Raw genomic sequence first — 13,346 nt, 5'->3', positions numbered from 1 at the left:
TTTCAGGCTGCCTGAAATGGGCAAGCATTGTTAAAATAGCGTCCAATTCAACTCAAAAGGCATTGCCATGAATCCAAAAATCAAATGGCTGCTTGTCGTGTGTGTGCTGACGGTGTTTGCGGCAACGGCGGTGGTGGGCATCAATTTCATCATGAACGTGGAACGCGGCGCGTCCGACATCAACACGCAAGTGCCTTCCAATAAACCCCATTTGCCCATGAATGATTTGAGCCTGTCGCCCAGCAGCAGCGCGGTTGGCAATGTGGCTGATAATGTGAATTTTGCCGTGAATCCCGCCCTCAATGCCGCCGCCAGCGAGGGCAATGATGTTGCCATTGTGCGTGGCGAATTTGCCTATCGTACAGGTGCGCCTGATGTACAAATTGTTTTGAAAAATCAAGGTCATTTTCCGATTAAGGCGATTCATGTGAATGCCATTTTGCGTTTGAATGGCAAGCCAGACAATGTGGCGCAAGATGTTGCCATACCCATTGTTTTGCCACAAATTTTGTATGCCGATGAAACCGTGCGCGTTGATGTACCCGTTGCCCACGATGCTTGGGTGAGCGAGGCGGTGGCGCAAGCGCAAAGTCGGCAAGTTTTGGTGCAGGTGGTGTCGGTAAGCGGTGGCGAGGAAGAGGAAAGCATGGATTATCCCCAAATTGGCGATGCGGTTTTGCTCAAACAAACCGTTAATGACTGGAAAATGCCGCGTCATCAAATCAATGAGCCGAGCGAAAAAGCCTTGCCGCCTGAAACCGAATCCCCCCAAAATGACGATGACGACACCCCTCCACCCACCGCCGATTCGGAAGATGTGGACGTGGTCAAACGCATTTTGGACGAACAAAAGCTGCCTGAAACAAACGACACAGGCGTGATTTCATATCAAGAAAAAACATTTAAAAAATAAGGAATTGAATGATGTTACTCAATAAAAAAATCTTGGTTGCTGGCTTGGGTGGCACGGGTTTGTCGGTGCTGGCATATTGCGCCCACATTGGTGCGAACGCGGCTGGCTACGATGCCCAAATCAGCGAAAAACAATATGCCGATTTGCAAGAGCAATTTCCCAACTTTCCCCTGTTTTCAGGCAGCCTGAACGATGTTTTGCCCGATTTTGATGTGCTGGTGTTAAGCCCTGGTATTTCGCGCAGGCAGCCTGAAATTGTCGCTTTTGAACAGCGCGGTGGCAAAGTGTTGGGCGATGTGGCGATTTTAGCCGATTTGCTGAAAAATCAATCCGATAAAATCATCGCCATCACAGGCAGCAACGGCAAAACCACCACCACCAGCTTGGTGGGGCATTTGTGCGAAAAAAGCGGCTGGGATACGGTGGTGGCAGGCAACATCGGCACGCCCGTATTGCAAGCGTGGCTGGAACGCGGTGGCAAACCAGCCGATGTGTGGGTGTTGGAATTGTCCAGTTTTCAGTTGGAAACAACCGATGATTTGAACGCCACCGCCGCCGCCTGCCTGAACGTCTCCGAAGACCATTTGGACAGATACGATGATTTGCTGGACTATGCTCGCGCCAAAGACCGCATTTTCAACGGCAACACGGTGCAAATTTTGAACGCAGACGATGTATTTTGTCGCGCCATGAAACGCGAAAACCGCACGGTTCACTATTTTTCATTAAATCAAAGCAAAGATTACCATTTTGACCCCGTTTCAGGCAGCCTGAAACACGAAAACACCCATTTAATCGCCCAAAATGACATTCCACTACAAGGCAGCCACAATGCCGCAAACGTGTTGGCAGCTTTGGCTTTGTGCGAAAGCGTGGGTTTACAGCGCGAAACCCTATTGCAAAATGTGCGTACATTCAAAGGTTTGCCACATCGCGTGGAAAAAGTGGGCGAAAAAAACGGCATCATTTTCATAGACGACAGCAAAGGCACCAATGTGGGCGCAACCGCAGCCGCCATTGCGGGTTTCACGCAAAAAATCTGGTTGATTGCAGGCGGTTTGGGCAAAGGGCAAGATTTCACGCCCTTGCGCGAAGTGTTGCGTGGCAAAGCAGGGGCGGTGTTTTTGATTGGCGTGGACGCGCCCAAAATCGCCCGCGATTTGGACGGTTGCGGCGTGGAATTGGTGTTTTGCGAAACCCTGCCACAGGCGGTTCAGGCAGCCTACGCCAAAGCGCAAAGTGGCGAAATCATCTTATTAAGCCCAGCGTGTGCCAGCATGGACATGTTCAAAAACTACGCCCACCGTGCCGAAGTGTTTGTGCAAGCCATGAATGATTTGTGAGAGGCGTTTTCAGGCAGCCTGAAAAGCACATTTATGCACATTTTTTGCGGAAAAATCGTGTGGATAAGTCTGCCAAGATTTTGTTCTGCCAGCCATAAGCGCAAGCTGATTAAAAAATGAGCAGCTTAAATCACATGACAACAAATCGCCACATTGCACCACCGTGTTGTGTGGCGATTTTGTTTACCAAATTAAACAAAAAACCACAATCATTGTGGGTTTATTTTTTTATTTATGATTAATAAACAAATATTTATGTCTATTGAGTTCATTTATTAAACGCAAATAATTTGCATTTGACTAGACCGATTTTGTAAAAATATGTGATAATTGTATTTGTAAATTGTTCCCATTTATTCAACTTGAATTCATTTCTGCTGAAAGGTTTATTTCAAAATGAAAAAATTGAAAAACAATCGCAAAAAACCCGTTTTCCGTGCCAGCTTGTTGGCAGTGGCATTGGCAAGTGGCTTTGCCCAAGCCGCCGACACCGCCCCAGTGCAAAACTTGGAAACCGTGCAAGTTCGCGCCAGCAATGTGCCTTCCGCGCGCCGCATTACCGTAAAACGCATGGAAGAAACCACCAACACCCAATTAAAAGAAGTGCTGAAAAATGAACCCTCCATCAGCATGGGTGCAGGTGCAGGTACATCACAATTCATTTATTTGCGCGGCATGGGACACAACTCCATTGACGTGAAAGTGGACAATGCCTACAACGACAGCCAAATCCACTACCACCAAGGTCGCCATATGCTTGACCCTGCTTTGGTGAAAATTGTGGCAGTACAAAAAGGTGCAGGTTCAGCCAGCGCAGGCATTGGTCAAACCAATGGCGCGATTATCGCCAAAACTTTGGACGCACAAGATTTGTTGAAAAACAGCAGCAACCCCAATTTCGGTGTGCGCTTAAATGCAGGCTACAACAGCAATGACGGTCATAACTATGGCGCGGCGGTGTTTGGCAAAGCAGGCATGTTTGATTACCTGTTGTTGGGCAACCGCGTTGAAGAAAACAATTACAAAGGCGGTAAAGGCTATGTGAATACTGCCGCAAATGCCACCAATACCAGCCGCACCACCAATACCGAATTGGACAAAATCAGCTATTTAGCAAAATTGGGCGCAACCTTTGGCGATAACCGCTTTGTGTTGAGCCACATGCACGACCAAATGAAAGGCGAACGTTTGGTACGCGAAGAATTTTTCAACTTTGACAACGCCCGACAATTCCCTGCTGAACGCAAAATGTATGTGGACAAAACCGACTTGACTTGGACTGGCAAAAACTTGGGCTTTGCACAGGCTGCCGAAGCCAATGTTTACCACATGACACACGGTCGCTGGTCTGCTGATGACAGTGGCAATGGTTACGCAGGCAGTACACGTTATGCAAAAGGCGAAGAAACCAAAAACAAAATCGTTACAACTGGCGCAAATGTGAATTTTGACAGCCGCATTCACGATAAAGTTTTGTTGAAATACGGTGTGAATTTCCGCCATCAAGAAGTGAAACCCAATGCCTTTTTCAAAGAGGGTTTGAATAATCAGGAAAAACGCGATGTGGGCGTGTATGTGGAAGGCATTACCGATGTTACCGATAAATTGACTTTGACCACAGGTTTGCGCTACGACCACTTTGATTTTAAAGCCATGGACGGCAGAAAACGCAAAGACGGTGCATTTAACCCCAGTATCAGCGCAATTTACCAAATTACCCCTGAATTGAGCGTGAATGCCTTGCACAATTATGCAACACGCAGCCCTCGTATGCACGATGCTTTGTTGTCGCATGGTGGTCGTCCTTTGATTACGATTGCAAATAATACCAAAGCAGAACAAGCACGCAACACCGAAATCGGCTTTAACTACAACAATGGCACATTTGGTTTGGAAGGTGCTTACTTCTGGCAAAATATTAAAGATGCTTTGGGTACAACCAATGCACGCCAAGTTCACAATTTAGAAGGTGTATTTAGTGAACGAGATGCCGCCATTATCAATGCAGGCAAAATCAAAAACAAAGGTTATGAATTGTCAGGTTCTTACCGTTGGGATAATTTGACGGCTCGTTTGGGTGTGGCTGCCAGTAAACCGCGTTTTTATGGCGACAAAATGAGCAGCAATCCTGAATATGCGTCTGCCATTGGTCGCACTTGGACGGCATCTTTGGCATACCGTTTTGCCAATCCGAATTTGGAATTGGGCGTACAATGGCGTGCTTTGGAAAAAGTTAAGGCGGAAGACAATTTCTTTGTTCGCAATGACAATGGTATCCCCCAATATGGTCGTGATGGCGCAACGCCCAAAGCTGGCTATGGCGTGGTTGATGTTTCTGCCAACTGGAAACCTTTGAACAGCGACAAAATGAATGTGAATTTTGCTGTGAACAATGTGGCAAACAAAAACTACACACCACACGCGCAACGCGGTCAATTCCCTGGTGAGGGTCGTCAATTCCGTGTGGGTGTGAACTACACATTCTAATTGTGCTTTATCTTTTCAGGCAGCCTGAAAATCGCCAATATCATTGAAGTTGATGATTTTGCGGCTTTCAGGCAGCCTGAAAAACATTTTGCTGATTTTGGTGCTACAATCATTATTTTGAGTTAATTTAAGGATTGTTTATGTCTTACGCGATTGCATTTGATTTGGATACGGCTGTATTGAAAGATTTATACGGTTCGGAAAGCTGGCAGAATGCTTATGGCGACATCAAACGCACATTACTTAATTTGGGGTTTGACCACCAACAGGGTAGTGTGTATTTTGGTTCGGCAGAAATCACGGCTGTGAAATGTGTTTTGGCTGCGCAAAAATTATCGCAAACTTATCCATGGTTTAAGCCAAGTGTCTCCGATATTCGCATGTTGCGCATTGAGGAAATGAATGATTTAGCACCTGCGTTGTGATTTTCAGGCTGCCTGAATGCGAAACACACGTTCAGGCAGCCTGAAAACATTTTCCCCCTTTATTTAATTCAAAGGAAAAATCCCATGAAAAAATCCCTTATTGCGCTGTTTACGGTGGCTGCGCTTGCCGCTTGCGGTCAGCAACAAAATCAACAAAAACCTGCCGACAATCCCCCACCACCTGCTGCCTCAGGCGAACACGCCGCCAAACCACAAGGCGATAAACCCGATGACAAACCCTTGAAACCCCACGATAACATTCAAGGCGAAGTGATTAAAGTGAAAACCGCGCGTGGCGAATTTCCCGTTCCCAAAAATCCTGAACGCATTGCCGTTTACGATTTTGGCATGATAGACACGCTGGCGGCTTTGGGTGTGAACATTGGCGCAACGGTGGACAACACGCGCCTTGAATACATCAAACCTGTGGTGGAAAAAGCCGAACACGTTGGCACTTTGTTTGAACCGAATTATGAAAAACTCAACGCATTCAAACCCCAGTTGATTATTACAGGCAGCCGCGCCAACAAAGCCATTCATCAATTAAACGAAATCGCGCCCACCATTGAAATGACGGCAGACACCAAAGACATGCTCAACAGCGCAAAAGAACGCATTGACGCATTCGCCCAAATTTTTGGCAAACAAGCCGAAGCCGATAAATTGAAAGCCGATATTGACAAAGCATTTGCCGATGCCAAAGCCGCCGCACAAGGCAAAGGCACAGGCTTGGTGTTGATTGTGAACGGTGGCAAATTGTCGGCACAAAGCCCCAAATCGCGTTTGGGCGGCTGGCTGCACCAAGACATTGGCATTGCGCCTGTGGATACGGCAATGAAAGAAGGCTCACACGGCATGCCCGCATCGTTTGAATATGTGAAAGAGAAAAATCCCGATTGGTTGTTTGTGTTGGACCGTGGCGCGGCAATTGGCGAAGAAGGTCAAGCCGCCAAAGATGTGTTGAACAACCCTTTGATTGCCGAAACAACGGCTTGGAAAAAAGGTCAAGTGGTGTATTTGGACAGTGGCGTGTATGTGGCGGCTGGCGGTGCGCGTCAGTTGGTAACGGCTGCTAACCAAGTTACCGAAGCGATGAAAAACGCGAAATAATCACAAAAAACTTGTAACCTGCACCCTCCCTCGCCAGCAGGGGAGGGGAGAAATTTCAGGCAGTTTCCAGATTTGCGTCATACACTGAAAAAAGGCAGCCTGAAAACGCATTTTCGGCTGCCTGAAATGACATTATTCATCGTGATTTGATGACGAACGCATGGGCGTATTTTCAAGTAATTCATTGATTTTTTGTACATCACGCACATTTTTCTGAATCACGATAATCGCAAACAAACTCTGCGTGAACGCCAAACCATAAAACCCTTTTTCGTTGAGTTGCAATTCGGAATGGTACAAACCGATGATGAGCAACACGATTGCCAAAGCCAAAGCCGCCCAACTAATCGTCCAATACATTTGCGATACGGGCAAACCTTCTGCCTTGTCGCGCACCGTTTTTTGCAAGCTGATGGCGGCATACAAACCCAAAGCCAACACCGCCACATAAAAACCTTTTTCGCTCAAAGCCAGCGTGTCCACACGCACAATGCCAACCAAAAACGCAGCCACCCCAATAACCAAAACCGCCCATGCCGCAACTGTGAATGCGGTGGTGGGTTTGAGTTCGTGAATTTGTTGATAAAAATCGGATTGTTTCATTTTGTTGCTCCTGTTGGTTTGAGAATGTGAAAATCATAAAATGCTTTTCAGGCTGCCTGAAAGTGTTTTTTCGGTAAAATCGCGTAATTTCATGCAAAATAAAATAGGAACATCTGCCATGTTGGAACCCACACATTCACGCCAAACCGCCACAGTGCAAACTTGGGACGGCAAAATCGGTACAGCCCAAGCCGAAGATGATGGCATTTATGAAATTGCCATTGAAACAATGGATTATGCCCCTGTACAAGTAGGCGATAAAATTGAAATTTTTTGGTTTGACGGAAAAATGGAAAGTTGGCGGATTATGCCCAAAGTGGCACAAACAGAAACCTTGGATTATGAGACATTGTCGCAAATATCGGGCAGAAAATTCTTTGTTCAACGCAGCCAAATTTTGTTGCGTGAACTGTATCTTTTTGTGCTGCTTCTCGTACTTTTTGGTTTGATTAAGCTGATGTGGGCTGAATTTACTTGGTTTGGTATTATGGGTTATGTGTGTGCGCGTGCCATTGATTTGAGTTTTTTATTTTTTTTAGGAAAAACATGGTCTTGGACGGAAAATGACGATGCCCTTGTTGTCAGTGAATATGCAAACGTCAAGCAGGGTAATGCTTATTTAAAATGGCAAGACATCGCCAGCGCAGAAATCCGCAAAACCCCATTGTTTCGTTTGAAATATTTGCACATCGCGCCCAAGCCCAATATCAAGCAGCCTGAAATCAAACTCGCCCTGTTTTTGTTGGACAAACAAGCACAAAATGAAACCGTACACATCATACAAAAACGCATTCAGGCTGCCTAAAAATCCCCAAATTGATTTTTTGATTGAATAAAAATGTCGCAAAAATCCTTATACATCATTGCATTGACTTTAACCGCTATTTTGTTTATCGCCAGTTTGTCCATCGGTGTGGCAAGTTTTTCGTGGGCGCAACTGTTTTCAGGCAGCCTGAACGACAGTTCACAAGTCATGCTGATTAGCCGATTGCCGCGTACTTTCGCTTTGGTGCTCACGGGTGCGTCTATGGCGGTGGCGGGCATGATTATGCAAATTTTGTTGAAAAACCGATTTGTGGAGCCGTCTATGGTGGGCGCGAGCCAGAGTGCGGCTTTGGCTTTACTGCTGATGGCATTGCTTGCGCCCAGCGCAACTTTGATGTTGAAAATGTCGGTGGCGGCGGTGGCGGCGGTGTTGGGCATGTTGCTGTTTATGCGGATAACGCGCCGATTGCCGCCAACTGCCACTTTACTTGTTCCCCTGATTGGCATCATTTTTGGTGGCGTGATTGAAAGCGTGGCAACCTTTATTGCTTATGAATACGATATGTTGCAATTATTGAGTGTTTGGCGGAGTGGCGATTTTTCGGGCGTGTTGTTGGGGCGATATGAATTGTTGTGGCTCACGGGCATCATGGCTATTTTGGCGTATGTGATTGCCGACCAACTGACGATAGTCGGTTTGGGCGATTCGGTGGCGGCGAATTTGGGTTTGAATCGCAACACGATTTTGTGGGCAGGTTTGATGATTGTGGCGTTGATTACGTCTTTGGTGGTGGTTACGGTGGGGAACATTCCGTTTATCGGCTTGGTGGTGCCGAATATTGTGAGCCGTTTGCTGGGCGACCGATTGCGCGCGAGCCTGCCTGCGGTGGCGTTGTTGGGCGCGAGTTTGGTACTGTTGTGCGATGTGATTGGGCGCGTGATTGTGTTTCCGTTTGAAATTCCCGTTTCTACCGTGTTTGGGGTGTTGGGGACGGTGTTGTTTTTGTTTTTACTGTTCAGGCAGCCTGCGCGTGGGTAAGTTTCAGGCAGCCTGAAATCTATTTTTGGAATGAAATCATGCAAAAACGCACATTTTACGAAAAATTATTTAAACGCACTTTCGGCAAATACGAAGACGAATTGTCCAATGAAGAATACCAAAATATTGCCAAACAATATTTGAAAGCAGGGGTTTATTTATTTTGGATTTTATTTGTGGCAATGGTGTTTCAGGGTTGCCTGATTATTGTGGGCTATTTGATTGGCGAAACTTTGCGTTTTGATATTCCTGCTTTTATTTGGTTGATGATTTTTAGCGGATTATTGGGTTATTGGAAAAACATGAATCATTTTAAAAAATAAATTCAGGCAGCCTGAAAGAAAAATCATGACAAAAGACATCAAAAAAATCATCATTTTAACCCTGTTGCTGCTGATTGCCTGTGCCGCATTTTTGCTGTGGCACGCCAATGGCAACTGGGATTTTGTCTTGCCACTTCGTGCGAAAAAACTGGCGGCTTTGCTGTTGGTGGCGTATTCGGTGGGCGTGTCCACGCTGTTGTTTCAAACGCTGACCAACAATCCCATACTCACACCATCGGTGCTGGGCTTTGACACGCTGTATGTGTTTTTGCAAACTTTGTTGGTGGCGATGTTGGGCAGTTTTGGCTACACGCAAATGCCGTTGATGGGCAAGTTTTTCTTGGAATTGGGCGTGATGATGGGCGCGTCTTTGCTGCTGTTTCAAATGCTGTTGAGGCAGGGCGGACGCGATTTGGCGCGCATGATTTTGATTGGCGTGATTTTTGGCGTGCTGTTCCGCAGCCTGTCTAGCCTGTTGGAGCGCATCATTGACCCCGAAGAATTTGCCGTTGCCCAAGCCAACACGTTTGCCAGTTTCAACACCGTCAATCTGGATATGCTGACCATAGGCGGTGCGATTGCGGCATTGAGCGCGGTGGTGTTGTGGCGCGAACGTTATCGTTTGGACGTGCATTTGCTTGGGCGCGACCAAGTTACCAATTTGGGCATACATTATCAAAAACACACTTTGTGGATTTTATTGTGGATTTCGGTGCTGGTGGCAACGGCAACCGCCACAGTCGGACCCGTGAGTTTTTTTGGCTTATTGGTGTGTGCTTTGGCAAACCATTTTTCAGGCAGCCTGAAACACAGTTTGCGTTTACCGATGGTGTTTTTGGTGGCAGCGATGATGTTGGTGGGCGGTCAAGCGATTTTTGAACACGCATTGGGCATGAAAGCCGTGTTGAGCGTGGTGGTGGAATTTGCAGGTGGTTTGGTGTTTTTGTGGCTGGTGTTGGGCAAACGCAAGGTATTGTGATTTCAGGCAGCCTGAAAAACCAAGCTGCCTGAAAATCAAATAACGTGAACTCGGGATAAGCAACTGTCAATGTGCCGATAAACCAGCCCTCTCTCCCTTTGGGAAAGCGTTGGAGAGCGGGTTTGCTGAACAACAGCGCTATTGAAAAAGAAGAAAAATATTCAGGCAGCCTGAAATGGGGTTTTATGATGATTTTTGCGTTAATTGCCCAACAATTTTGTTTAAAACCGCCAGTTCATCTGCGTTTAAATTCAGGCAACTGCCTAATTGTTCGGGAATGTGCTTTGCCAGTTCTTGCAGGGCGCGACCCTGTTCGGTCAGCGTGATTTTGACGCTGCGTTCATCGTTGGGGCAACGCGTGCGTTCAATTAAGCCTTTGCTTTGTAAGCGTTTAAGCAAAGGTGTGAGTGTGCCACTGTCCAAATGCAGCTTATCGCCAATTTCGCTGACGCTTTGTTTTTCGTGTTCCCACAACACCAACATCACCAAATATTGGGGATAGGTTAAATCCAAATTGTCCAGCAAGGGCGTGTATTGGCGCGTGATTTCTTTGGAAAGCGCGTAAAGGGGAAAACACAGTTGATTGTTTAATTTTAATTGTTCGTACATGGCTTACCTTGGTGTAAAAAATGGTATTGTACACAATTTTTCAGGCAGCCTGAAAACCGATGGGTTAAATAATATCGTCAAATTAAATTGTGTGCAATGTTTTAACGCGCAAAAATCATTAAGCCATTGATTTGCCAGAAAACAAAAATCAAAAAACAGAAAGTTTTTTATCATGATAGAAATCAAAAACCTGACCCACAAAATTGGCGAACAAATCATTTTGAACGATGTGTCGCTCAACATTCCGCAAGGGGGCATTACCGCATTGATTGGCGCGAACGGGGCGGGCAAATCCACATTGTTGTCGTTTATGGCGCGATTGCAGCCTTTGGTTTCAGGCAGCATTGCCTACAATGGGCGCGATTTAGCCAGCACGCCCACCGCCGAAGTCGCCAAAATGCTGTCGATACTCACGCAAGAAAACAGCATACACAGCCGCATTTCCGTGCGCGATTTGCTGATGTTTGGGCGTTACCCTCATCATCAAGGTCGCCCCAGCCAGCACGATAAGGATTTGGTGGAAAAAGCCATTGTGCAATTTCAGCTTGAACCCATTGCCCAGCGTTATTTAACCGAACTGTCGGGCGGACAACGCCAACGCGCTTTGATTGCGATGGTGTTTTGCCAATCCACAGAATATGTGCTTTTAGATGAACCACTTAATAATTTGGATATGTATTATGCGCGAAATTTAATGCAGCTTTTGCGCCACATCACTCATGACCATAATCGCACAACGGTGGTGGTGTTGCACGACATCAACCAAGCCGCCGCCTATGCCGACCACATTGTCGCCATGCAGCAGGGGCAAGTGAAATTTCAAGGCAGCCCCGAAGAAGTGTTTACGGTAGAAAACATCAAGATTTTGTTTGATATGGAAGTGGATGTGTTGGATTACAAAGGCAAAAAATTGATTGTTCATCACGTTTAAAACGCATTTCAGGCAGCCTAAAACGCGCTGTTTTGGCTGCCTAAACGCACATCATTTAATCAAAAACGGCATGCCATAAACCCGATAAGCATAGGCTTGCACGTCCACATCGTTAAATTCAACAAAGCGGCACAACAAGCGAAAATTCGCAATTTGGTGCAAAGGCGTTTTGGAAAATGCCAGCAATTTGATTTTGCCTTTTTCATTTTTGCCATAAATGCGCAAATGGCCACGCCGCACATCAATTTTGCCAAACTCATTGCGCAACAAATATTTACCCGACACGGCAATGTGGTTGCGGTTCAGTTGCACCGCGCCAAAGTCCAAGGTTTCGCCCGAATCATAAAGCTGATTGAGCATGTGCATGCTTTCACGAAACAGGTAATTTTCAATTTCTGCCACCACTTCTTCGTTGCGACTGAAACTGAATGGCAGGCGATATTCGTGCATTTCATCGCGCAAACGCACGCTGGTTTGCCTGCCCACGCGCCAATGCCACAAGCCCAAACTGCGTCTCATCACAAACACTTGCATATAGGGATTAAAAACAAAAACATAGGCTTGACCAAATAAACGTCTGCGTACGATGCCATTGCTGTAAACGTCTATGCGCGAGCGAAAATATTCCACAATAAACAAAATTTGCGCCACCGCCAGCCACGCCAGCAGCAAAAGCTCATTAACCGTTAAGCTGCGTTTTTGCGCCAACAGGTAAAGCCCCAAAGCCGCCAAAACAATCAAAGCCGACCAAAATGCCAAACGCCATTTGGATTTGGGAATTTCAAAACGCTTTTCACCTAATGATTCAAGGATTTGTGCAGAAATCATTGTGTTTGTTGTGCCAAAAATAAACGCTTATTTTAACGCAATTTGGCAATTCAGGCAGCCTGAAAAAGCCATTTGGCGTAAAATAGCGTGTTTTTCAATCATTTGGATTTTGATTATGTCTTATTCCATCAATCAGTTAAAACTCAACACCGCCTTTGCCAATTTGGAAAAAGGCAATTACCAAGCCGCCTTGCCCACCTTGCGCGAATTTGCCGAAAAGGGCGATGTGGATTGCCAATATCAACTTGGTTTCATGTACGAAACAGGTTCTGGCGTGAAACAGGATTCGGCTTTGGCAAAAAAATGGTACGGAAAAGCCGCAGAGCAGGGCGATTGCTCCTGCCAATTTTTGCTTGCCGATTTGCACGATGACGATGAAGAATACGAATTGGCAAAAAAATGGTACGAAAAAGCCGCCGAACAAGGCGACATTGACGCACAAAACAACCTTGCCCGCTTGTATGCCGAAGGCTTGGGGGTGGAACAAGATTACGTTCAGGCAGCCAAATATTGGCAAATGGCAGCCGAGCAAGACGATGATGAAGCCATCTACAATTTGGGCGTGGTGTACGATGACGGTTTGGGCGTGGCGGCAGATTACGTTCAGGCTGCCAAATATTATCGCCGCGCGGCAGAAATGGGCAATGCCGATGCCATGGTCAATTTGGGTTTTTTGTATCAAGGCGGTTTTGGCGTAGAACAAAATGAACCACACGCCAACGAACTGTTTCGTCAAGCCGCCGAGTTGGGCGATGCCACCGCGCAATTCAATTTGGGCATCAATTATGCCGAAGGCGTGGGCGTGGATGTGGATTACGATGAAGCCGAAAAATGGTGGCGGTTGGCAGCCGAGCAAGATTATGCCGAAGCCAAAGCGGCATTGGCAGAATTGCAGAAAATCAGAGCAGAAACAGGCGAATAAGGCATTTCAGGCTGAAACCTTTGCAAAACTCGGTTCGTAGGGGCAAATTGCACATCTGTCCTGTTTAGA

15 protein-coding genes are annotated in these 13,346 nt (G+C 46.4%); 12 read left to right on the top strand and 3 right to left on the bottom strand.

The window, feature by feature from the left end; genetic code table 11:
* The first annotated feature begins 67 nt into the window (after positions 1-67).
* The 6 genes from H3L97_RS10245 (at position 68) to H3L97_RS10225 (ending at position 6,278) form a co-directional block, all read left to right on the top strand.
* Complete coding sequence (locus H3L97_RS10245) at positions 68-913, top strand: hypothetical protein (RefSeq protein WP_097113374.1); 846 nt, start codon at positions 68-70, stop codon at positions 911-913.
* 8 nt (positions 914-921) lie between these two features.
* Positions 922-2,256: a UDP-N-acetylmuramoyl-L-alanine--D-glutamate ligase gene (gene murD / locus H3L97_RS10240; protein ID WP_179655762.1), complete on the top strand. Its 1,335-nt coding sequence runs from the start codon at positions 922-924 to the stop codon at positions 2,254-2,256.
* 396 nt (positions 2,257-2,652) lie between these two features.
* On the top strand, positions 2,653-4,743 hold the full coding sequence (locus H3L97_RS10235; protein WP_097113376.1) for a TonB-dependent receptor domain-containing protein: 2,091 nt from the start codon (positions 2,653-2,655) through the stop codon (positions 4,741-4,743).
* Positions 4,744-4,869: a hypothetical protein gene (locus H3L97_RS12095; RefSeq protein WP_257010974.1), complete on the top strand. Its 126-nt coding sequence runs from the start codon at positions 4,744-4,746 to the stop codon at positions 4,867-4,869.
* Between the two features lie 14 nt (positions 4,870-4,883).
* On the top strand, positions 4,884-5,168 hold the full coding sequence (locus tag H3L97_RS10230; RefSeq protein ID WP_097113377.1) for a virulence factor: 285 nt from the start codon (positions 4,884-4,886) through the stop codon (positions 5,166-5,168).
* An 84-nt stretch (positions 5,169-5,252) separates the two neighbouring features.
* Positions 5,253-6,278 carry a siderophore ABC transporter substrate-binding protein gene (locus tag H3L97_RS10225; RefSeq protein ID WP_097113378.1) on the top strand — a complete coding sequence of 342 codons (1,026 nt, stop codon included), beginning with the start codon at positions 5,253-5,255 and terminating at the stop codon, positions 6,276-6,278.
* A 132-nt stretch (positions 6,279-6,410) separates the two neighbouring features.
* Here the strand turns inward: H3L97_RS10225 and yiaA are convergent, their stop codons facing one another.
* Complete coding sequence (gene yiaA, locus H3L97_RS10220; protein ID WP_097113379.1) at positions 6,411-6,881, bottom strand: inner membrane protein YiaA; 471 nt, start codon at positions 6,879-6,881, stop codon at positions 6,411-6,413.
* 118 nt (positions 6,882-6,999) lie between these two features.
* Here yiaA and H3L97_RS10215 point away from each other — a divergent pair, with 118 nt between their 5' ends.
* Genes H3L97_RS10215 through H3L97_RS10200 form a run of 4 tightly spaced genes read left to right on the top strand, consistent with a single transcriptional unit; the run spans position 7,000 to position 9,987 of the window.
* Positions 7,000-7,686: a hypothetical protein gene (locus tag H3L97_RS10215; RefSeq protein ID WP_097113380.1), complete on the top strand. Its 687-nt coding sequence runs from the start codon at positions 7,000-7,002 to the stop codon at positions 7,684-7,686.
* Positions 7,687-7,719: 33 nt separating this feature from the next.
* Positions 7,720-8,685, top strand: coding sequence for an ABC transporter permease (locus H3L97_RS10210; protein ID WP_097113381.1), 966 nt, complete (start codon positions 7,720-7,722; stop codon positions 8,683-8,685).
* A gap of 38 nt (positions 8,686-8,723) precedes the next feature.
* Positions 8,724-9,008 carry a hypothetical protein gene (locus H3L97_RS10205; protein WP_097113382.1) on the top strand — a complete coding sequence of 95 codons (285 nt, stop codon included), beginning with the start codon at positions 8,724-8,726 and terminating at the stop codon, positions 9,006-9,008.
* A 25-nt stretch (positions 9,009-9,033) separates the two neighbouring features.
* Entirely contained in the window at positions 9,034-9,987 is a 954-nt protein-coding gene (locus tag H3L97_RS10200) for an iron chelate uptake ABC transporter family permease subunit (RefSeq protein WP_097113383.1), read from the top strand.
* Positions 9,988-10,170: 183 nt separating this feature from the next.
* Here H3L97_RS10200 and H3L97_RS10195 read toward each other — a convergent pair whose 3' ends face one another.
* The gene (locus tag H3L97_RS10195) at positions 10,171-10,596 is read right to left on the bottom strand and encodes a MarR family winged helix-turn-helix transcriptional regulator (RefSeq protein WP_097113384.1); all 426 of its coding nucleotides are present in this window, start codon (positions 10,594-10,596) and stop codon (positions 10,171-10,173) included.
* A 172-nt stretch (positions 10,597-10,768) separates the two neighbouring features.
* On the opposite strand from H3L97_RS10195, the gene H3L97_RS10190 reads away from it, so the two are divergent.
* Positions 10,769-11,527, top strand: coding sequence for an iron ABC transporter ATP-binding protein (locus H3L97_RS10190; RefSeq protein WP_097113385.1), 759 nt, complete (start codon positions 10,769-10,771; stop codon positions 11,525-11,527).
* A gap of 51 nt (positions 11,528-11,578) precedes the next feature.
* Here the strand turns inward: H3L97_RS10190 and H3L97_RS10185 are convergent, their stop codons facing one another.
* Complete coding sequence (locus H3L97_RS10185; protein WP_097113386.1) at positions 11,579-12,355, bottom strand: DUF6585 family protein; 777 nt, start codon at positions 12,353-12,355, stop codon at positions 11,579-11,581.
* Between the two features lie 115 nt (positions 12,356-12,470).
* Here H3L97_RS10185 and H3L97_RS10180 point away from each other — a divergent pair, with 115 nt between their 5' ends.
* Positions 12,471-13,277: a tetratricopeptide repeat protein gene (locus H3L97_RS10180; protein ID WP_097113505.1), complete on the top strand. Its 807-nt coding sequence runs from the start codon at positions 12,471-12,473 to the stop codon at positions 13,275-13,277.
* Positions 13,278-13,346: the final 69 nt, after the last annotated feature.

Origin of the sequence: Alysiella filiformis, from assembly GCF_014054525.1 — a bacterium.
GTDB classification, from domain to species: domain Bacteria; phylum Pseudomonadota; class Gammaproteobacteria; order Burkholderiales; family Neisseriaceae; genus Simonsiella; species Simonsiella filiformis.
This window is presented reverse-complemented; position numbering and strand designations above follow the sequence as displayed.